This window comes from Streptomyces sp. NPDC048734 (assembly GCF_043198675.1).
Taxonomy (GTDB): domain Bacteria; phylum Actinomycetota; class Actinomycetes; order Streptomycetales; family Streptomycetaceae; genus Streptomyces.
Genome location: NZ_JBICUZ010000007.1, coordinates 355,403 through 374,755 on the forward strand (window position 1 = coordinate 355,403; position 19,353 = coordinate 374,755).

The 19,353-nt window shown below is 73.4% G+C and carries 19 protein-coding genes and 2 pseudogenes; 12 read left to right on the plus strand and 9 right to left on the minus strand.

Features of this window, described 5'->3' with window-relative positions; translation table 11 throughout:
• Positions 1–17 precede the first annotated feature (17 nt).
• The 3 genes from ACGFQC_RS21120 to ACGFQC_RS21130 all read left to right on the plus strand — a co-directional run bounded on the left by ACGFQC_RS21120 (position 18) and on the right by ACGFQC_RS21130 (position 2,586).
• The gene (locus tag ACGFQC_RS21120; RefSeq protein WP_363090237.1) at positions 18–527 is read left to right on the plus strand and encodes a flavin reductase family protein; all 510 of its coding nucleotides are present in this window, start codon (positions 18–20) and stop codon (positions 525–527) included.
• Between the two features lie 218 nt (positions 528–745).
• The gene (locus ACGFQC_RS21125) at positions 746–1,543 is read left to right on the plus strand and encodes an electron transfer flavoprotein subunit beta/FixA family protein (protein WP_363090236.1); all 798 of its coding nucleotides are present in this window, start codon (positions 746–748) and stop codon (positions 1,541–1,543) included.
• An 80-nt stretch (positions 1,544–1,623) separates the two neighbouring features.
• Positions 1,624–2,586 carry an electron transfer flavoprotein subunit alpha/FixB family protein gene (locus ACGFQC_RS21130; protein ID WP_363090235.1) on the plus strand — a complete coding sequence of 321 codons (963 nt, stop codon included), beginning with the start codon at positions 1,624–1,626 and terminating at the stop codon, positions 2,584–2,586.
• Positions 2,587–2,642: 56 nt separating this feature from the next.
• On the opposite strand, the gene ACGFQC_RS21135 is transcribed toward ACGFQC_RS21130, so the two are convergent.
• Positions 2,643–3,572, minus strand: coding sequence for an endonuclease/exonuclease/phosphatase family protein (locus ACGFQC_RS21135; protein ID WP_363090234.1), 930 nt, complete (start codon positions 3,570–3,572; stop codon positions 2,643–2,645).
• Positions 3,573–3,757: 185 nt separating this feature from the next.
• On the opposite strand from ACGFQC_RS21135, the gene ACGFQC_RS21140 reads away from it, so the two are divergent.
• Positions 3,758–5,062: a DUF6986 family protein gene (locus tag ACGFQC_RS21140; protein WP_363090233.1), complete on the plus strand. Its 1,305-nt coding sequence runs from the start codon at positions 3,758–3,760 to the stop codon at positions 5,060–5,062.
• Positions 5,063–5,143: 81 nt separating this feature from the next.
• On the opposite strand, the gene ACGFQC_RS21145 is transcribed toward ACGFQC_RS21140, so the two are convergent.
• A complete protein-coding gene (locus ACGFQC_RS21145; protein ID WP_363090232.1) occupies positions 5,144–5,545 on the minus strand; it encodes a VOC family protein in 402 nt (133 codons plus the stop codon).
• Between the two features lie 629 nt (positions 5,546–6,174).
• A complete protein-coding gene (locus tag ACGFQC_RS21150) occupies positions 6,175–7,224 on the minus strand; it encodes a LacI family DNA-binding transcriptional regulator (protein WP_363090231.1) in 1,050 nt (349 codons plus the stop codon).
• A gap of 201 nt (positions 7,225–7,425) precedes the next feature.
• Here ACGFQC_RS21150 and ACGFQC_RS21155 point away from each other — a divergent pair, with 201 nt between their 5' ends.
• The 3 genes from ACGFQC_RS21155 to ACGFQC_RS21165 all read left to right on the plus strand — a co-directional run bounded on the left by ACGFQC_RS21155 (position 7,426) and on the right by ACGFQC_RS21165 (position 9,873).
• The gene (locus ACGFQC_RS21155) at positions 7,426–8,379 is read left to right on the plus strand and encodes an ROK family protein (protein ID WP_363090230.1); all 954 of its coding nucleotides are present in this window, start codon (positions 7,426–7,428) and stop codon (positions 8,377–8,379) included.
• Between the two features lie 114 nt (positions 8,380–8,493).
• Entirely contained in the window at positions 8,494–8,688 is a 195-nt protein-coding gene (locus ACGFQC_RS21160; protein ID WP_363090229.1) for a hypothetical protein, read from the plus strand.
• 141 nt (positions 8,689–8,829) lie between these two features.
• Positions 8,830–9,873, plus strand: coding sequence for an NUDIX domain-containing protein (locus ACGFQC_RS21165; protein ID WP_363090228.1), 1,044 nt, complete (start codon positions 8,830–8,832; stop codon positions 9,871–9,873).
• Between the two features lie 3 nt (positions 9,874–9,876).
• Here the strand turns inward: ACGFQC_RS21165 and ACGFQC_RS21170 are convergent, their stop codons facing one another.
• Positions 9,877–10,677, minus strand: a complete 801-nt coding sequence (locus tag ACGFQC_RS21170) for an MBL fold metallo-hydrolase (RefSeq protein ID WP_363090227.1) — start codon at positions 10,675–10,677, stop codon at positions 9,877–9,879.
• Positions 10,678–10,740: 63 nt separating this feature from the next.
• Positions 10,741–12,096, minus strand: a complete 1,356-nt coding sequence (locus ACGFQC_RS21175) for a dipeptidase (RefSeq protein ID WP_363090226.1) — start codon at positions 12,094–12,096, stop codon at positions 10,741–10,743.
• Positions 12,097–12,230: 134 nt separating this feature from the next.
• Here ACGFQC_RS21175 and ACGFQC_RS21180 point away from each other — a divergent pair, with 134 nt between their 5' ends.
• Positions 12,231–13,481 (plus strand): geranylgeranyl reductase family protein, encoded by a 1,251-nt coding sequence (locus ACGFQC_RS21180; RefSeq protein WP_363090225.1) that lies wholly within the window; start codon positions 12,231–12,233, stop codon positions 13,479–13,481.
• 133 nt (positions 13,482–13,614) lie between these two features.
• Here ACGFQC_RS21180 and ACGFQC_RS21185 read toward each other — a convergent pair.
• Positions 13,615–14,072: pseudogene (locus ACGFQC_RS21185) on the minus strand (nitroreductase family deazaflavin-dependent oxidoreductase).
• 172 nt (positions 14,073–14,244) lie between these two features.
• On the opposite strand from ACGFQC_RS21185, the gene ACGFQC_RS21190 reads away from it, so the two are divergent.
• The 3 genes from ACGFQC_RS21190 (at position 14,245) to ACGFQC_RS21200 (ending at position 17,012) form a co-directional block, all read left to right on the plus strand.
• On the plus strand, positions 14,245–14,934 hold the full coding sequence (locus tag ACGFQC_RS21190; protein WP_363090224.1) for a TetR/AcrR family transcriptional regulator: 690 nt from the start codon (positions 14,245–14,247) through the stop codon (positions 14,932–14,934).
• Positions 14,935–15,110: 176 nt separating this feature from the next.
• Positions 15,111–15,704: a helix-turn-helix domain-containing protein gene (locus ACGFQC_RS21195; RefSeq protein ID WP_363090223.1), complete on the plus strand. Its 594-nt coding sequence runs from the start codon at positions 15,111–15,113 to the stop codon at positions 15,702–15,704.
• A gap of 36 nt (positions 15,705–15,740) precedes the next feature.
• Positions 15,741–17,012 (plus strand): MFS transporter, encoded by a 1,272-nt coding sequence (locus ACGFQC_RS21200; RefSeq protein ID WP_363090222.1) that lies wholly within the window; start codon positions 15,741–15,743, stop codon positions 17,010–17,012.
• Positions 17,013–17,092: 80 nt separating this feature from the next.
• Here ACGFQC_RS21200 and ACGFQC_RS21205 read toward each other — a convergent pair whose 3' ends face one another.
• The gene (locus ACGFQC_RS21205) at positions 17,093–17,452 is read right to left on the minus strand and encodes a DUF6332 family protein (protein WP_363090221.1); all 360 of its coding nucleotides are present in this window, start codon (positions 17,450–17,452) and stop codon (positions 17,093–17,095) included.
• A gap of 147 nt (positions 17,453–17,599) precedes the next feature.
• Here ACGFQC_RS21205 and ACGFQC_RS21210 point away from each other — a divergent pair, with 147 nt between their 5' ends.
• The gene (locus ACGFQC_RS21210) at positions 17,600–17,989 is read left to right on the plus strand and encodes a MarR family transcriptional regulator (RefSeq protein WP_363090220.1); all 390 of its coding nucleotides are present in this window, start codon (positions 17,600–17,602) and stop codon (positions 17,987–17,989) included.
• A 52-nt stretch (positions 17,990–18,041) separates the two neighbouring features.
• Here the strand turns inward: ACGFQC_RS21210 and ACGFQC_RS21215 are convergent, their stop codons facing one another.
• Both ACGFQC_RS21215 and ACGFQC_RS21220 read right to left on the minus strand, forming a co-directional pair.
• On the minus strand, positions 18,042–18,788 hold the full coding sequence (locus ACGFQC_RS21215) for a maleylpyruvate isomerase family mycothiol-dependent enzyme (protein WP_363090219.1): 747 nt from the start codon (positions 18,786–18,788) through the stop codon (positions 18,042–18,044).
• Between the two features lie 244 nt (positions 18,789–19,032).
• A pseudogene (locus ACGFQC_RS21220) lies at positions 19,033–19,302 on the minus strand (MFS transporter); the annotation flags it as partial.
• Positions 19,303–19,353: the final 51 nt, after the last annotated feature.

A 19,353-nucleotide genomic window follows, 5' to 3' on the forward strand; every position in this document is an offset into this window, starting at 1 on the left:
AGGACCAGGACGACCCCATGACGGCCACGCCCGATCTCCGCACCACCCAGCTCGCCTCCCCCGACCTGCTGCGCTCCGTCTTCCGCCGCCACGCGGCAGGTGTGGCCGTGATCACGGCGCCCGGCGAGAGCGGACCGGTCGGCTTCACCGCCACCTCGCTCACCTCCGTCTCCGCCGAGCCGCCGATGCTGTCCTTCGGCATCGGCACCGGCGCCTCCAGCTGGCCGGCGATCTCGGAAGCCGGCCATGTCGGCGTGCACATACTCGGTGAGCACCAGCGCGAACTGGCCGCCACCTTCGCGCGCAGCGGCGCGGACCGGTTCGGCGCGCCGACGTCCTGGCGCGAGGGCCCCGAGGGCGTTCCCGTCCTCGACGAGGTGCTGGCCTGGCTGGTGTGCCGGGTCGTCGCGCGCGTGCCCGCCGGCGATCACCGGATCGTCCTCGCCGAGGTCGTCCTGGGTGATCCCGCGGGCGCGGGCCGCCCGTTGCTCTACCACCAGGGGCGCTTCACGGCTCTGCGGGACTGATCACCTCCGGGCGCTCCCGCTGAGCCGTCCGGTCCCGATTACGCTGCGTTGCGGAGGTCACAGTTCAAAGCGCTTGCTTAGCGGGCAGGAACTGGGTGTACTGACGAGTAATGTTTCGTTCGGGGGCGCAGGCCGCCCCGATCGGAATCGGCCGCTTGTGGCGCCTATGCTGCCTGAAAGAAGGCAGCCAGAACTGACGATGCAGTAGGAGAGCCGGCGTGAGCTTGAGGATCGTTGTCACTGTGAAGTACGTGCCCGACGCCACTGGCGACCGGCACTTCGCCGATGACCTGACCGTCGACCGGGACGACGTGGACGGTCTGCTCTCCGAGCTCGACGAGTACGCGGTCGAGCAGGCGCTGCAGATCTCCGAAGACCGTCGAGAAGCGGGCGACGACGTCGAGGTCACCGTCCTGACGGTGGGTCCCGAGGACGCCAAGGACGCGCTCCGCAAGGCCCTGTCCATGGGCGCCGACAAGGCGATCCACGTCGAGGACGACGACCTGCACGGCACCGACGCCATCGGCACCTCCCTGGTGCTGGCCAAGGCGATCGAGAAGGCCGGCTACGACCTGGTCGTCTCCGGCATGGCCTCCACCGACGGCACCATGGGCATCGTCCCGGCCCTGGTGGCCGAGCGCCTCGGCGTCCCGCAGGTCTCCCTGCTGTCCGAGATCTCCGTCGATGGCGGCACCGTCAAGGGCCGCCGCGACGGCGACACCGCCTCGGAGCAGCTCGAGGCCTCCCTGCCGGCCGTCGTGTCGGTCACCGACCAGTCCGGCGAGGCCCGTTACCCGTCCTTCAAGGGCATCATGGCCGCCAAGAAGAAGCCGGTTCAGTCCTGGGACCTGTCCGACCTCGACATCGAGGCCGACGAGGTCGGCCTGGAAGGCGCCTGGACCAAGGTCGAGTCCGCGACCGCGCGTCCGGCCCGCACCGCCGGCACGATCGTCAAGGACGAGGGCGAGGGCGGCAAGCAGCTCGCCGCCTTCCTCGCGGAGCGAAAGTTCGTCTGACACAGACTCGCGGGCCAGAAGTTCATCTGAGCCCCGCTCGCCGACCGCCCCTCAACTTCGTTTCGCAGGAGAGCAATCCCATGGCTGAAGTCCTCGTCTACGTCGACCACGTGGACGGTGCCGTCCGCAAGCCCACCCTGGAGCTGCTGACCCTGGCCCGCCGCATCGGCGAGCCGGTCGCCGTCGCGCTGGGCAGCGGCGCCGCCGACACCGCCGCCGTCCTCGCCGAGCACGGCGCGGTCAAGGTCCTGACCCACGACGCGTCCGAGTACGCCGACTACCTGGTAGTACCGAAGGTCGACGCGCTCCAGGCGGCCGTCGAGGCGGTCTCCCCGGCCGCGGTGCTGCTGTCGTCCTCCGCGGAGGGCAAGGAGATCGCCGCCCGCCTGGCGCTGCGCACCGGTTCCGGCATCATCACCGACGCCGTCGACCTGGAGGCCGGCGAGGAGGGCCCGGTGGCCACCCAGTCGGTGTTCGCCGCGTCCTTCACCACCAAGTCCCGGGTCGTCAAGGGCACCCCGGTCATCACCGTGAAGCCGAACAGCGCGGCCGTCGAGGCCTCTCCGGCCGCCGGTGCCGTCGAAGCCCTCGCGGTGACCTTCTCCGCCCAGGCGACCGGCACCAAGGTCACCGGACGCACCCCCCGCGAGGCGACGGGCCGCCCGGAGCTGACCGAGGCCGCGATCGTCGTCTCCGGCGGCCGCGGCGTCAACGGCGCGGAGAACTTCGCGATCATCGAGGCCCTCGCCGACTCGCTCGGCGCGGCCGTCGGCGCCTCGCGCGCGGCGGTGGACGCCGGCTGGTACCCGCACACCAACCAGGTCGGCCAGACCGGCAAGTCCGTGTCGCCGCAGCTGTACATCGCCAACGGCATCTCCGGCGCCATCCAGCACCGCGCCGGCATGCAGACCTCGAAGACGATCGTGGCCGTCAACAAGGACGCCGAGGCCCCGATCTTCGACCTGGTCGACTACGGCGTCGTCGGCGACCTGTTCGACGTCGTCCCGCAGCTCACCGAGGAGATCAAGACCCGCAAGGGCTGATCCCCGCCGCCGCTGCGCGAGGCCCCCGTGACCGGTCCGGTCACGGGGGCCTCGGCTCATCCCAGGGACACCGAGGCGCACACCGGCAGGTGATCGCTCGGGTACCTGCCGTCGAGCGAGAAGGTGTCCAGCCACGTCCGGTGGACCGAGACGTCCGGCGTCGCCAGGATCCAGTCGATGCGGTCCCCGCCCGGCTGCGGACCCCGGTAGGCGTGGAACGTCCCGTACGCCGCACCGCGCCACCTCGCCGTGTCCCAGGTGTCGACCAGGCCGGCGGCCAGCAGCGTGTCGTGGACCGTGCTGCGCCGGGCGGCGGCGTTGAAGTCGCCGGTGACCAGCACGGGCAGGCCGGGACCGAACGCGGCGAGGCGTTCGGCGATCAGCGCGGCGGCACGTTCACGGGCGTACCGACCGGCGTTGTCGAGGTGGGTGTCGACCAGACGGAGCTGGCGCCCGGACGCCTTCAGGCCGCGGAAACGGACCCAGGTGACCATCCGGGGATGGGCTCCGCCCCAGGTGTTGGAGCCGCGCACCGCCGGGGTGTCGGAGAGCCAGAAGTGGGCGTGCTCGACCGGGGCGAGCCGCCGGGTGTCGTAGAGGACGGCCGTCGACTCCTCGTCGCCGCCGCCCCGGCCGGTGCCGATCCAGTCGTAGTGGGGTCCTAGGTCGGCCTCGATGTCGCGCAGTTGGGGCGGTTCGCCCTCCTGGGTGCCGATGACGCGGGGCGCCGCCGCGCGCAGCAGGGCGCGCATCGCCGGACGGCGGGCCGCCCAGCTGTGGGGTTCCTCGGTGCCGGGGAACCGGAGATTGAAGGTCATGACCTCCAGGCGTGGGACGGCGGCGGCCCTCCTGAGCGACGTCGTGCCGGCCGAGGGGGTCCGGCCGGCCGACGAGGCCCGCAGCGCACCGATCAGGGGGACGCCGACGGCGGCGGCCAGCACCGTCCGCAGCCCCGTACGCCGCGTGAGTCCCTTGTCGTCCGCCAAGTGGCCCCCTCTTCCGCTCTTACGCCAGGGTGCGTGCACGGACGGGCGGACGGAAGGGGGCCTCGTGGCGGAAGCGGGCAAGGGCGCCGTGGCGTGGACAAGGTGTTGACCCCGGGGAAGCCCCACGGTTAGCTTCCTTCAACGGATTGTTGATTCCGTGCAGCGGAAAACAGGAGGGTGCGGGAATGGGGCAGGGTCAGCAGGAGACCGTGGCGACGAGCCTCGCGGGTGCCGTCAGCGAGGAGATCAGTGCCTCCCTCGCCCCGGTCGACGCCGAACTCGAACGCCGCTACCCCGGAGACCCCGGCACCCGCCAGCCCGTCCACACCGTCTACGTGCCCGGCGACGCCTTCGCCGCCGACACCGTCCGCTCCTGGGGCGACCGCGCCCTCGCCGCCCTCGACGAACACGCCCCCGACGCCGCGTCCCTCGCCGCCGTCCTCGGCCTCCCCGACGAACTCGCCGAGCCCGTGTACACACGCGTGCGCGCCAAGCTGGAGCGCGAGCCGGTCGAGGACCTGCGCGTCGACTTCGAGGACGGGTACGGCCCCCGCCCCGACGCCGAGGAGGACGAGGCGGCCGCCCGCGCCGCCCGGCTGATCGCCGAGGCGTACGCCGAGGGCACGGCGGCACCCTGGACGGGCATCCGCATGAAGTGCATGGAGGCCGGCGTCCGCGACCGGGGCATCCGCACCCTGGACGTCTTCCTCACCGGCCTGATGGAGGCGGGCGGCCTGCCCGACGGGCTGGTGCTGACCCTGCCGAAGGTGACCTACGCCGAGCAGGTCACCGCGATGGTCCAGCTTCTGGAGGCCTTCGAGAGGGCGCGCGGGCTCACCCCCGGCCGGCTCGGCTTCGAGATCCAGATCGAGACCAGCCAGGCCATCCTCGCCGCCGACGGCACCGCCACGGTCGCCCGGATGATCCAGGCCGCCGAGGGCCGCGCCACCGGACTGCACTACGGCACCTTCGACTACAGCGCCTGCCTCGGCGTGTCCGCCGCCCACCAGGCCGCCGACCATCCCGCAGCCGACCACGCCAAGGCCGTCATGCAGGTCGCCGCTGCCGGCACCGGCGTACGCGTCTGCGACGGCTCCACCAACGTCCTGCCGGTGGGCCCCACCGCCCAGGTCCACGACGCCTGGCGCCTGCACTACGGCCTCACCCGCCGCGCGCTGGCACGTGCCTACTACCAGGGCTGGGACATGCACCCCGGCCACCTCCCGACCCGCTACGCGGCCGTCTTCGCCTTCTACCGCGAGGGCTTCGCGCAGGCCGCCGAACGCCTCTCCTGGTACGCCGGCCGGGCCGGCGGCGACGTGCTGGACGAGCCGGCGACCGCCAAGGCCCTCAGCGGTCATCTCCTGCGGGGCCTGGATTGCGGAGCCCTCGACACGGCCGAGGTGACCGCCGCCACCGGGCTGACACGGACCGCCCTGGAGGGCTTCGCGGCACCGCGCCGGGGCGATCTGACGGCGTCCGGGCAGTAGCCGCGGGGAGCGAGCAGCGGTACGGCCGGCCGGGGCGGGGTGCCCCGGCCGGCCGTAGGCCTTCAGGTCCTGCTCGTGCTGCTACTGCTTCCGCTGCTGCTCGGGGAAGGTGTAGGGCGTGGTGATGATCTCCATCCCGTGCCCGGCGGGGTCCATGAAGTACAGGCCCCGCCCGCCGTGATGGTGGTTGATCTCACCCGGCTGCTTTCCGTGCGGGTCGGCGAAGTACGTGATCCCGGCTTCCCTGATCCGCCCGAACGCGGCGTCGAACTCCTCCTCGGAGACGAGGAACGCGTAGTGCTGCACGGCGATGGACTCCGCCGGGATGGTGGCGAAGTCCAGGGTGACCCCGTTGCTGGTGTCGACCGGGACGAACGGGCCCCACTCGGACCCGACTTCGAGTCCCAGGATGTGGGCGAGGAACTCGGCGGACTCCCGGTTGTCACGGGAGTGGACGATCGTGTGGTTCAGCTGTACCGACATGTGTGGAATGCCTCCGTAAGGCAAACTCACGGGCACCTCCATGCCTCACCCGGTCGGTGACCGACACGCGATGCCGTGTGATGATCCTAACCGGCGCGCGGGTTCCCGGGCCCGCCGTTCGGCCCGATCCGAACGAGAGGCCCTGCCGGCGGCGGCGGGACCGGAGGAACGCCGGGAACGCCTCAGGGGGCTCGGTCGATGTCCGGCGGATCGGAAACGGCCCGTGGCCTCGCGGCCGTGCTCGGGTCCCCCACGGCGTCGGCGCCCCCGCACTCCTGGATGCGTCCGACCAGGTCGCGGCGGCCGGTGCCCTTGACCATGTGGCCGACCGGCAGTCCGGGGCTCCGGCGGCACGCGGTCGTCGTGGGCGGTCGCCCGCGGCGGGCAGCCGCTCGCGCGGCCACGGCCTTCACGGCCGGGTGTCACGACCGGGCCGAGGGGCTGTGGCCGGTCACCGGAAAACGACCGGACCGGGACCACCTCGCCCCACCGTGCCGGAGAGCGCCCCACCGGCGTCCGGCACCCGTGAGGGGCGACGCGCCGCAGTGGGCGGGCGGTCGCGCCGCGCCGCGCCGGCCGGCTCCGGGTCCTTCCGGGCGCGGGGCTCCGCGTGCCGGTCCGGGGCGGGCTCAGCCCGCCGGCGGCAGTTCGCCCGAGCCGCGGGCGATGAGCCGGGTGGGCAGGGTGATGCGCTCCGGGGCGATCAGGGTGCCGTCCAGCTGCCGGAACAGGCGGTCGGCGGCGGTACGGCCCAGGGCGGCGGCGTCCTGCGCGACCACCGTGACGCCCGGCTGGAGCAGGTCGGCCAGTTCCAGGTCGTCGAAGCCCACGAGGGCGACGGGGCGGCTCTGCTCGGCGAGCACCCGGATCACGGTGACGGTCACCCGGTTGTTGCCCGAGAAGACCGCGGTGACCGGGGCGGGCCCGGAGAGCATCTCCCGGGCCGCCCGGCGCACCCGTGCGGGATCGGTGACGCCCAGGGACATCCAGGAGTCCTCCACGGCTGTCCCCGCGTCCTCCATCGCCGCCCGGTAACCGCGCAGCCGCTCGGCCGCGGTGTGGATGCGCGGCATGTCCCCGATGAAGCCGATCCTGCGGTGCCCGTGCGCGACGAGGTGGGCGACGCCCTCCCGGGCCCCGCCGAAGTTGTCCGACAGGACGCAGTCGGCGTCGATGCCCCCCGCGGGCCGGTCGACGAACACCGTCGCCACGCCGGCCTTGATCTCCGGTTCCAGGTAGCGGTGGTCGTCGCCGGCCGGAACGACCACCAGCCCGTCGACCCGGCGCGCGCACAGCGCCAGCGCCAACTCCTGTTCCCGGTCGGGGTCCTCGGCGCTGGAGCCGTTGATGAGCAGCGCGCCGTGGGCTCGTGCCACCTCCTCCACGGCTCGGCTGAGGTGGCCGTAGAAGGGGTCGGCGAGGTCCTCGAGGACCAGGCCGATGCTGGCGGTACGGCCCTTGCGCAGGACCCGCGCGCTGTCGTTGCGGCGGAAGCCGAGCGCCTCGACGGCCTCCTGGACGCGCCGTTCCGTCTCCGGCGTGACCCCCGGTTCGCCGTTCACCACGCGGGAGACGGTCTTCAGTCCCACCCCCGCGCGTGCCGCCACGTCCTTCATGGTGGGACGATTGCCGTAGCGGTTCGCGGAGATGCCGACTGCGCGGCGGGGCGTCTCGGGCACGGGGCGGGTCCTGTCCTGTTGTCCACGGTGACGCGTGCGGTGCGGGCGTCCCGGGAGGCGGTTGAGGATGTGCCGACGAGCATAGGGCCTGGACAACGTTGTCAGGTGCGGGGGAGACTGTCCACCGCAATCCCGGCCCACGTCCCCACCGCTGGACCGGCCAGCCCTTTTTCCGATGGTTGACGGGGAGAACCGAGACTGATGCACACCGACCTCGTGGCCGCGCTGGACATCGGCGGCACCAAGATCGCCGGCGCGCTGGTGGACGGCGGCGGCACGATCCTGGTCCGCGCCCAGCGGCCCACACCGGCCCGGCAGGACGGCGACACCGTGATGCGGGCCGTCGAGGAGGTGCTCGGGGACCTCACGGCCTCGCCGCTGTGGGAGCGCGCCCGTGCCCTCGGCATCGGCAGCGCCGGTCCGGTGGACGCCTCCACCGGCACGGTCAGCCCGGTCAACGTGCCCGGCTGGCGCGACTACCCGCTGGTCGAGCGGGTCCGGGCCACCACCGGGAACCTTCCCGTCGAGCTGATCGGCGACGGTGTGGCGATCACCGCCGCCGAGCACTGGCAGGGCGCCGCCCGCGGCCACGACAACGCCCTGTGCATGGTGGTCTCCACCGGGGTCGGCGGCGGTCTCGTCCTGGGGGGCCGTCTCCATCCCGGTCCCACCGGAAACGCCGGTCACATCGGTCACATCAGCGTCGATCTCGACGGCGACCCGTGTCCCTGCGGTGCGCGCGGCTGCGTGGAGCGGATCGCCAGCGGGCCCCACATCGCCCGGCGGGCCCTGGAGAACGGCTGGCGGCCCGGCCCGGACGGCGACGCCTCCGCCGCCGCCGTGGCCGCCGCCGCCCGCGCGGGCGACCCCGTCGCGGTGGCCTCGTTCGAGCGTGCCGCCCAGGCGCTGGCCGCCGGTATCGCCGCCACCGCGACCCTCGTCGAGATCGACATCGCGGTGATCGGCGGCGGCGTCGGCAAGGCGGGTGACGTCCTCCTCACGCCCCTGCGGCGGTTCCTCGCGGACTACGCCACGCTGTCCTTCGTGCGGCGGCTGACCGTGGTGCCCGCCCAGATGGGCACCGACGCCGGGCTGGTGGGAGCGGCCGCCGCGGCGCTGGCGAGCGGGCCGGAGCGGACCGCGGCGAGGGTCTGAAGGGCCTGGGCGGACGGTCCGGAGGAACGTTCCCTCTCGCGTGTCCGCCCTCCGCTCGCGAAGGGTTCGCGGTCGGCGCGTGACCTCCCGCGGGGCTGCGCAGTTGATCAGGGCATGAAGAAGCGCAGCATGCTCGCCATCGCCTCCCTCGCCACCGGTTTCGTCGTCGCGGCGATCACTCCCTCGCACGGTGCCGGCGGTGAGGACCTCGCCGGACTGAACGTGGGGGACGCCCTCGGCAGCCTCGACCACACGATCGCCGACGACAGCCCGGCCGTCGACGAGAACGCCCTGGGCGGGACCGACTGACGGTCTCCGCACGCGGCCACGGCGCCGGTCCCCACCACCCGGGGACCGGCGCCGCGCCGTTCGGGCGCCCTCAACGGGAGGCGGTTTCCGTGGCAGGGTGGAGCGGGCAAGCCACAGGGGTCCGACAGCAGAGGGGGAGACGTGACCGTCGTCTGGATCAACGGCGCGTTCGGCGCGGGAAAGACGACCGCCGCACGGGAACTGATCGACCTGATCCCGAACAGCACGCTCTTCGACCCCGAGGACGTGGGGGCGGCGCTCACGCACCTGCTGCCGCCCAAACGCCTCGCCGAGGTCGGTGACTTCCAGGACCTGCCGATCTGGCGCCGCCTCGTGATCGACACCGCGGCCGCGCTCCTCGGCGAACTGGGCGGCACCCTCGTCGTCCCCATGACCCTGCTGCGCCAGGAGTACCGCGACGAGATCTTCGGCGGCCTCGCCGCCCGCCGGATCGCCGTCCGGCATGTGCTGCTGGCCCCGGCGGAAACGATCCTGCGCGAGCGAATAGCCGGGCGGGACGTCCCGCCCGGCCTCCCCGACGGCGAGATACGGGTACGGCAGTGGTCGTACGACCACATCGAGCCGTACCGCGCCGCCCTCGCCGGCTGGCTCACCGCGGACGCCCACCCCGTCGACTCCAGCGACCTCACCCCGCACGAGACCGCCCTGCGTATCGCGGAGGCGGTCGGCAGCGGGGCGGTGGCCGCCTGCGACATCGTGCAGACCCCCGAACCGAGCGCCGAGACGCTGGCCGCCGGGGTGCTCCTCTTCGACGAGCGCGACCGGGTACTGCTCGTCGACCCCACCTACAAGCCCGGCTGGGAGTTCCCCGGCGGTGTCGTGGAGCCCGGCGAGGCGCCCGCGCGCGCGGGCATGCGCGAGGTCGAGGAGGAGACCGGCGTCCGGCTGGCCGACGTACCGCGGCTGCTCGTCGTCGACTGGGAGCGGCCGACGCCTCCCGGATACGGCGGGCTGCGCCTGCTCTTCGACGGCGGCCGGCTCGACTCCGCGGCGGCCGAGGGGCTGCTGCTGCCCGGCCCCGAACTGCGGGGCTGGCGCTTCGTCACCGAGGAGGAGGCCGCCGGCCTGTTGCCCCCGGTCCGCTACGAACGGCTGCACTGGGCCCTGCGGGCGCGGGAGCGGGGCGCCGCGCTCTACCTGGAGGCCGGGGTCCCCCTCGGGTGACCGTCACGCCGCCGCGCCTGCGCCGGGTACGGGGCCGGCCGGCTCTCCTCCCGCAGCCGTCGGCGGACAGGGGCATGACCCCCGTCCTCGGCGCGCGGGGCGATGCCTGTCCGCTGCTTCACGCAGGACGGCTGAGACCTGCCCGGTCACCGGGGCGCCGTGACCGAAGCAGGCCACGTCCGCGTCGAGCGCGGCGAGCCGGTGGAGGGCGGCGACGGTCCGGAACCGGTCCAGGCTGAACACGCCCGGCATCACCGATCCGTCGACGGGCGAGGCGGCGACCGTGTCCCCCGTGAACAGCACACCGTGGCCCGGGAGAGGGAGGGCGATGCTGCCGTCGGTGTGACCGCGGACATGCACCACGCGTGCTCCGCCACTGAAGGCGAGCACGTCGCCGTCGGCCAACTCCGTGATTGCCGAAGGAGGTTCGACGTCCCGCACGGGCAGGTGCCGCAGAGCGGCGGCGTGCAGCGGCCGTTCCCACTCCTCCAGCACCGGTTGCGGAGCCGGGACGTCCCGGCGCAGCACCACCGCGTCCGCGGCGTGCGCCAGTACCTCCGCCCCCGTCAGCGCGGCCAGTTCTGCCGCGCCGCCCGCGTGGTCCTCGTGGAAGCGGGTGAGCACCACACGCCGTACGGCGGCCGGAGCGTGCCCCAGGGCGGTGACCGCGTCGGCGATCGCGCGGCCGGAGCCGGGTGGTCCGGCGTCGACGAGCGTCAACTCGCCGACGTCGTCCCAGAGACAGGCCTGGCCGACCGGGAAGCGCAGCAGGTGCAGACGGGGGAGGAGCGCGACGACGTCCATGGGACGACCGTAGAGGGGCCCGCCCGGCGGGCGAGGACCTCTGCCGAGAGCGGAGCGCGCGGTTCAGCTCGCCGCGTACGTGCGCAGGAACAGGGCCTCGGCCACCGACAGACGCTCCAGCTCCTCCGGTGAGACGCTCTCGTTGACCGCGTGGATCTGGGCCTCCGGCTCGCTCAGGCCGATGAGGAGGATCTCCGCGCGCGGGTACAGCGCCGCGAGGGTGTTGCACAGCGGGATGGAACCGCCCTGGCCGGCGTAGCTCATCTCCTGGCCGGGGTAGGCCACCGCCATCGCCTCGGCCATCGCCGCGTACGCCGGGCTCGTGGTGTCGGCGCTGAACGGCTGGCCCTGGCCGATCTGCTCGGTCCGCACCCGCGCGCCCCACGGCGTGTGCGCCTCCACGTGGGCCTGGAGCAGCTTCGTCGCCTCGGCCGCGTCGACGCCCGGCGGCACCCGCAGGCTGATCAGCGCCCGGGCGCTCGACTGCACCGACGGGGTGGCGCCGACCACCGGCGGGCAGTCGATGCCGAGCACGGTCACCGCGGGGCGGGCCCAGATGCGGTCGGCGACCGTGCCGGAGCCGATCAGCGCGACGCCGTCGAGGACCCTGGCGTCCTTGCGGAACTGCCCCTCGTCGTACTGGAGTCCCTCCCACGCCGGGCCGTCGGGCAGGCCGTCGACGGTCGTCGAGCCGTCCTCGGCGCGCAGCGAGTCCAGTACGCGGATCAGCGCGCCGAGCGCGTCGGGGGCGGCGCCGCCGAACTGGCCGGAGTGCAGGTTGCCCGCGAGGGTGTCGACGCTCACCCGCATCATCGTCATGCCGCGCAGCGTGGAGGTGACGGTGGGCAGACCGACCCGGAAGTTGCCCGCGTCGCCGATCACGACGGTGTCGGCCGCGAGCAGCTCGGGGTGCTGCTCGGCGTACCGCTCCAGGCCGCCCGTGCCCTGCTCCTCCGAGCCCTCGACGATCACCTTCACATGGACGGGCACCCCGCCGTTCGCCTTGAGGGCGCGCAGGGCCAGCAGGTGCATGATGAAGCCGCCCTTGCAGTCGGCGGTGCCCCGCCCGAACCAGCGGCCGTCGCGCTCGGTCAGTTCGAAGGGCGGGGTGACCCAGCCGGCCTCGTCCAGCGGCGGCTGCACGTCGTAGTGCGCGTACAGCAGAACCGTTTTCGCGCCCTCCGGTCCCGGCAGGAAGCCGTACACCGACTGCGTGCCGTCGGGGGTGTCGAGGAGGGCCACGTCCTGGAAGTCCTCGGCGCGCAGGGCGGCGACGATCCAGTTCGCCGCGGCCTCGCTCTCGGTGCGCGGGAACTGGTCGAAGTCCGCCACCGACTTGAAGGCCACCAGTTCGGTGAGCTCCGCCTTCGCCCTGGGCATCAGCGAGGCGACGGTCTCGGCGACCGGATTCGACGACATGGGCACGCTCCTTGTGGGTGCGACGTTGTACCGATGAGTGTCGCCGATCCTCCCACAGCCGACCGCGGCGATCTCGGCCGTAGGATGCGGGGGACAGGTGCGGCAGGCGGCTTGATCGGGAGCAGTAGACCATCGTGAGCAGCGAGAACTCTTCGGCGGACGACGTGCAGCAGGTGTGGGACGTCGTCGTGGTGGGCGCGGGACCCGCGGGGGCTTCGGCCGCCTACGCGGCGGCGGTCGCGGGGCGGCGCGTGCTGTTGCTGGAGAAGGCGGAGCTGCCCCGCTACAAGACGTGCGGCGGCGGCATCATCGGTCCTTCCCGCGACGCCCTCCCACCGGGCTTCGAGCTGCCCTTCCAGGACCGGGTGCACGCGGTGACGTTCTCGAACAACGGACGCTTCACCCGCACCCGCCGTTCCCGGCAGATGCTGTTCGGGCTGATCAACCGGCCCGAGTTCGACCAGCAGCTCGTCGAGCACGCGCAGAAGGCCGGCGCCGAACTGCGCACCGGCGTCACGGTCACGCGCGTCGAACAGCACGGCTCGGCCGTGCCCGACCGGCGTACGGTCGCGGTCGTCCTGCAGGGCGGAGAGGCGGTGCTGGCCCGGGCGGTCGTCGGCGCCGACGGCAGCGCGAGCCGCATAGGGGCACACGTCGGCGTGAAGCTCGACCAGGTGGACCTCGGCCTGGAGGCGGAGATCCCGGTGCCCGAGACGGTCGCCGAGGACTGGAAGGGCCGGGTCCTCATCGACTGGGGCCCGATGCCAGGCAGTTACGGCTGGGTGTTCCCCAAGGGGGACACGCTGACGGTCGGGGTGATCTCCGCGCGCGGCGAGGGCGCCGCCACCAAGCGGTACCTGGAGGACTTCATCGGGCGGCTCGGCCTCGCCGGCTTCGAACCGAGCATCTCCTCCGGCCATCTGACCCGCTGCCGCGCCGACGACTCGCCGCTCTCGCGCGGCCGGGTGCTGGTGTGCGGCGACGCGGCGGGGCTGCTGGAGCCCTGGACGCGCGAGGGGATCTCCTTCGCGCTGCGCTCGGGCCGGATCGCCGGCGAGTGGGCGGTGCGCATCGCGGAGGCGCACGACGCGGTGGACGCCCGTCGCCAGGCCCTCAACTACGCCTTCGCGATCAAGGCGGGGCTCGGCGTGGAGATGAGCGTGGGCAAGCGGATGCTGGCCCTCTTCGAGCGGCGTCCGGGTCTCTTCCACGCGGCCCTGACCGGTGTGCGTCCGGCCTGGCGGGCGTTCACGGACATCACCCGCGGCCGGACCACCCTCGGCGAACTCGTGCGCTCGCACCCGCTGGCCCAGCGCGCCCTGAACGTGATGGACCGGCGGCAGGCGGCCGAGGGCCGGGGCGCGGCCGAGGAGGCCGGTTCCTGAGGCGTCGTCCGGTGCCCGGCGTCCGGCGTCCGGTGCCTGTCCTCCGGTGCCCGTCGTCCGTCGGAGCGGTCCAGGGGTGCCGGTTCCGTGAGTGTCCGGTCCCGGGGGCGGGGGCGGGACCGGACGGTGCCGGTCACCGGCTCCCGGTGACCGTGATCCGGAACACCGGGTGGTCGGCGGAGATGCGGCGCAGGTCGGCGTCGGGGGAGTCGGGCCGACACCGTCGAAGAAGACGCCGACCTCCGCCTTCCAGCGCTTGAGGTAGGCGCGCAGCAGCGGCACCTTCTCGTCGTCGCCGACCTCGGCCGCGGTGAACTCGTCCGTCCTTCCGCCCAGGCGCAGTTCCCCGCCGCCGGCCGCGCGCATGTTGTGCGTCCACTGGACGTGACCGCGCGGGGCGACGAGGTACTGCCGCCCCTCCACCATCAGCAGGTTCACCGGCGTGGTCCGCCACTGACCGCTCTTGCGGCCGCGCACCGCCAGGACCCTGGACCCCCACACGCTCAGCCCGCGCCGGGTCAGCCAGGCGACGGTCCGGTTGAGGACGTTGACGGTGAACCAACCGGGTTTCTTGACGTGGGCGGCGGACATGGAGGCCTCCTGAGCGGTGAATGTGAGCACTGCTCTCGCTCTCTGGTGCGAGTCTGCACCGGATCGGCCCGCTTGGACAAGAGCGCTGCTCTCTTTTCGGTTCGCCGCTCTCTTTCCGGTTCCCCGCTCTTGACTGTGTGCACTGCTCCCGGCCCGTGGAACACTGGTGCGCATGAGCAGCACCACCCGAGGGGTCCGCGCCCGCGCCCGGACCGAGATCACCGCCGCCATCAAGGAGGAGGCCCGTCGCCGACTCGCCGCCGAGGGAGCCGCCAAGCTGTCCCTGCGGGCCGTCGCCCGCGAACTGGGCATGGTCTCCTCCGCGTTGTACCGCTACTTCCCCAGCCGCGACGACCTGCTCACCGCGCTCATCATCGACGCCTACGACTCCCTCGGCGAGAGCGCGGAGGCCGCGCACGCCGAGGTCGTCGACGCCGACCCCGTCCGGCGCTGGGTCGCGGTCTGCGAAGGGGTGCGGACCTGGGCGCTGGCGCATCCGCACGAGTACGCGCTGATCTACGGCTCGCCCGTGCCCGGCTACCACGCACCGCGGACGACGGTCCCCGCCGCCGCCCGCGTCGGTCTCCTGCTGATCGGCATCGCCCGGGACGCGGGCCCGGCCGCCCCGCCCGCCGCACCGCCCCTGCCGGCCGAGTTGCGCGCCGAGGCGGAGCGGCTGACGGCCGAGGTCGCGCCCGACCTCCCCGCGGAGACGGTCACGGCACTGGTGGCGGCCTGGGCCCAGCTGTACGGACTGGTCGGCTTCGAGGTGTTCGGCCAGTTCAACCGCATGATCGAGGACCGGGAGCCGTTCTTCCGCCACGCCGCGACGAGGCTGGCCGCGGGAGTGGGGCTCGGGTAGCACCCAAGGGGGCTTCGGCCGGCGGCCGGACCGCGTCCGCCGGTCGGGCCGACGGCCGGGGCCGCAGCCGCGCGAGAAGCCGGAGGGCGTACGGCTGCCCACGGAGCCGGGTCGCCCGGCCGCCCTGTTCTGAAGCGGTTATTGCGAAGTTTTCGCTTCACACCTACGGTGAGCGCATGCGACCGAAGCACGAGCCCGAGCAGATCACCGACCTGTCACGGTTGAGGGCGTTCATGAACCCACTGCGGATGCAGCTGTACCGGCTCCTGTACGCGGCGGGCACCGCGACCGCCTCTCAGCTCGCCGAGCATGTCGACGAGACGCCCTCGCTGGTCAGCTACCACTTGCGCAAGCTGGCCGAGCACGGCTTCGTGACGCAGGCGAGCGGCCAGGGCACCGACGGCCGCGAGCGGTGGTGGCAGGTGGCGTCCGAAGAGGGCTGGGGTTTCCGCGACTCGGACTTCGCGGACACGCCCGAGGGCACCGCCGCCGTCGGCGCGGTGACCCGAGGGATCTTCGACACCCGCGTCGCCCAGTACCGCACGTATCTCGACCAGAAGTCCGCCTGGGGCAAGGCGTGGACCGACGCGTCCTTCAGTTCCGAGTGGCTGCTCGACCTCACCCCGGCCGAACTCGCCGAGATGAGCGATGAGCTCGAGGCGTTGGCCCGGCGCTGGCGGGAGCGGGGCAAGGCCGCCGAGGCGGCCGAGGACACCGAGGACCGCGAGCACGTGTCCGTGCACCTCTACGGCTTTCCCTTCCGGCCCTGACCCGGCCGAACTCCTGACGTACTGGAGGAGCCCACCATGGCCACCCCGGAGACAGCCCTGCCCGAACACGCCACCACACCGGCCCACCGCGACGGCAACGTGCTGCGCTGGCTCACCGCCTACACCGTCTCCCTCGTCGGCGACAGCGTGTACTTCGTCGCCCTGGGCTGGTCCGCCCAGAAGGCCGCAGGTCCCACCGAAGTCGGCCTCGTCATGGCCTCGGCGGCCCTGCCGCGGGCGTTACTCATGCTCGGCGGGGGCGTGGTGGCCGACCGGTTCGACCCCCGCCGGGTGATTCTCGGCAGCGACACGCTGCGCTGCCTCCTCATCCTGGCGGCGGCCGCCGGTATCGCGCTGACGGCGCCGGCCCTGTGGATCCTGGTCACGGTGGCGCTCGTCTTCGGCGCCGCCGACGCGCTGTTCGTACCCGCTGTCGGTGCCCTCCCGCCCCGGATCACCGCCCCTGACCAGCTGGCCCGGGTCACCGGCATGCGCTCCCTGTCGACACGCCTCGGCCAGATCGCGGGCCCGCCGATCGGCGGCCTGGCGATGGGACTCGGTGGACCTGCCGCCGCCTTCACCGTCGCCGGCCTGCTCATCGCGCTGTCCCTGCCGATCCTGCTGGCGACACGGATACGGCCCCTCGTGGCGTCCGACGCGGAGCGGACGGAGCCCGGCACCGCGCGGCAGGACCTGATCGACGGCCTGCGCTACATCCGCCGCCACCGCCTCATCGGCCCGCTCGTCGCCGCCGGAGCCGTCTGCGAACTCGGCCTCACCGGCACCCTCAACGTCGGCATGGTGCTCCTCAACGCCGAACGCGGCTGGGGCCCTTCCGGCTACGGCTGGATCGTCGGCAGCTTCAGCGCAGGAGCCGCGGCAGGCGCCGCGCTGCTCGCGATCGCCGGCTGGCTGCCGCGCGCCGGCCTGGTGATGGCCGCGACGTTGCTCGTGAGCTGCGCGGGCGCGGCCACGATCGCTCTGGTACCGGCCCTGTGGCTCGCCGTGGTGCTGGCCGCGGTCATCGGACTGTGCGCGGGCGTCTTCGGCAGCCTGGACAACACCCTCGTACAGACCGCGGCGGACCCGGCCTACCTCGGCCGGGTCACCTCCGTCGTCATGCTCACCATGATCGGTCTCGCGCCTCTCAGCTACCCGTTGGTCGGCGCCGCCATCGGAGCCTGGGGCGCCGCCCCGGTGTTCGTCGGCTGCGGCGTCTTCGCCGGCCTGGGCGTGGTCATCGCCCTGGCCTCCGAAGCGGTGCGGCAGGCCGAACTGCCCCGGCGACGGCCGGCCGTGGCCGCCTGAACAACCCGACCGCAGCGCAGGGGCCGGCTCTCGGCGGGGGCCGAAGGAACCCGTGGCCGGGCCCCACCGGTGGCGCCGGCCTACGAGGCGGTGCCGGCCGGACCGGGGTGGCCGCCCCGGCGGTCGGTCTCGGTCTCGCCGTCGGCGCTACGGCCGTTGCCGTCGCCGGACTTCGCCTCGGTGCGGACCGCCGTGCCTTCCGTGCGGAACCGGATGAGTACGCTCACCACCCGGGCGAGGAACACCACGGCGGCGATGACGGATCCCGCCCGTGGGAGCAGCTTCTCCAAGGTGTCCGGGAGGGCGAACAGCAGTGCCGGTCCGGCGACCGCCCCGAACAGTACGGCCGCCGCGAAGGCCGCGCTGAACAGCGCGTACCCGATCTCGACGGTGATCGCGTCCCGTTCCGCCTGCGTGCGGTGTCCCTCGTGACCGGCCATGCCGGCAGTCTCACAGGCGCGCGCCCGGCGGGGCAACCGGCCCGCCGGGCGGTCACCGAGGCGGAGCGGACCGCCGTGGCCGGGGGTGCGAATGCAGGTGCATTTGATTCCGGCGCAATGAACCCGGCGCTCTGCTACGGTGCCGCCATGACGGCGGACAGGGCCGAGCGGGCGCTCGTGGAACAGTGGCGGGGGATGCTCGCGCTGCACGCCCGCACGCAGTGCGAACTCGACCGCGCACTGCACGGACACGGCCTGTGCGGCAGCGACTTCGAGGTGCTCGACGTGCTCGCGGGAACAGCCCCGGCCGGCGCGTGCAGCTTCCGCGTCCAGGAGATCGCCGAGCGGGTCCATCTGAGCCAGAGCGCGCTGTCGCGGCTGATCGCCCGGCTGGAGAGGGACGGTCTCGTCGAGCGCGCCATGTGTTCCGAGGACCGCCGGGGCGTCCAGGTGGCGCTCACCGAGAAGGGGCGCTCGTTGCACGGTGAGGTGCTTCCCGTGCAACGTTCGGTACTGACCCGCATGCTGACGGACTGACGGACTGACGGACTGACGGACTGACGGACTGACGGACTGACGGCCGTCGGCTTCAGGTCACCGCCGACCTCTCCCGCCACAACCGGGCCAGTGCGGTGTCCCCGTTGACGGCCGGGTACGGCGACCGGTTCCACAGCGACAGATAGAGCAGTGCCGCGGGTCCGGCCACCTCGCAGTCCGCGTCGCCCTCGCCGCCGCGCTCCGTCACCGGCGGCCGCGCGGACAGGCGTACGGTCCACACCGCGTCGTCCGCGTCCGTCGCCCGCACCCGCAGCACACGGGGTTCCTCGGTGCGCACCTTGCTCTTGGGGCGTGCGTGGAAGCCGCGCAGCAGCTCGTCGATGCCGTCCGCCGCGAAGGCCGGGGAGAGCGTGGCCGCGCTCTCCCCGACGGCCGTGCCGCGTGCCGACTCCGCGTCCACGCGGTGGACGGCCGTCTCGTGCGCCTGCCGCCTGGCCCAGAACGCCAGGGGCGAGGGCGCGGGCAGGAAGTGCCAGCACTCCACGTCCGCGGGCGCGGCGGCGAGCGTGTCGACCAGTCGTCGGTGGCCGGTGCGGAACCAGTCCAGCAGCTCGTCGCCGTCGAGGTCCGGCGGTTCTCCCCCGGCATGCGGAGCGGTGCGGCCCTCGGCGACGAACGAGGTCGCCCAGCGGTGCACCATGCCGGTGTGCCGCAGCAGGTCCCGCACCTGCCAGTCCGGGCAGGTCGCAACCGCGGCGTCGGGCCCCGTCCCGCCCGCCGCGACGGCGAGGGAGCGGCCCTCCTGGTCGAGGACGCGGATGAACTCGGCGATCTCCATGCGGGTGAGTGTGCCCGATGGAGTGCGGTCGAGGGAACAGGGGTGCGACGGGGCGGCAACCCGCCGTCATGCGGCGCTGTGTTGGGTGCCGCGCGGGGCGGCGACGACGCACGTGGAGGCGGTCCGCGCGGCGGCGACGCACGTGGCGGTGGCCCGGGCGGCGGCGTGGAGGTGGCGCGGTTCTTCGGCCCGTCCCGGTCCAGCCGCGGTTCCTGCTTCTGCTCGTGCGGTTGGAGCCCCGGCCTCATCGATGGGCGACGTCGTCGGCCGTGTGCCGCACGGTGAGGCCGATCAGCGCCGCGACCGCCGCGAGTGCCGCCACGCTGGTGAGGGCCGTGGGGAGGGAGAGCCAGTCGGCCATGAAGCCGATGGCGGGCGGGCCGAGGAGCATGCCGCCGTAACCCAGGGTGGAGGCGACGGCCACGCCGGTGGGGCCGGCGAGGGTGCCCGCGCGTTCGACGGCCACCGGGAAGAGGTTGGCCAGTCCGAGCCCGGCGACGGTGTAGCCGACGAGGCCCGGTCGAGGAGCCGGCGGAGGTGGCGAACGTGCTGATCGGCTCACCCG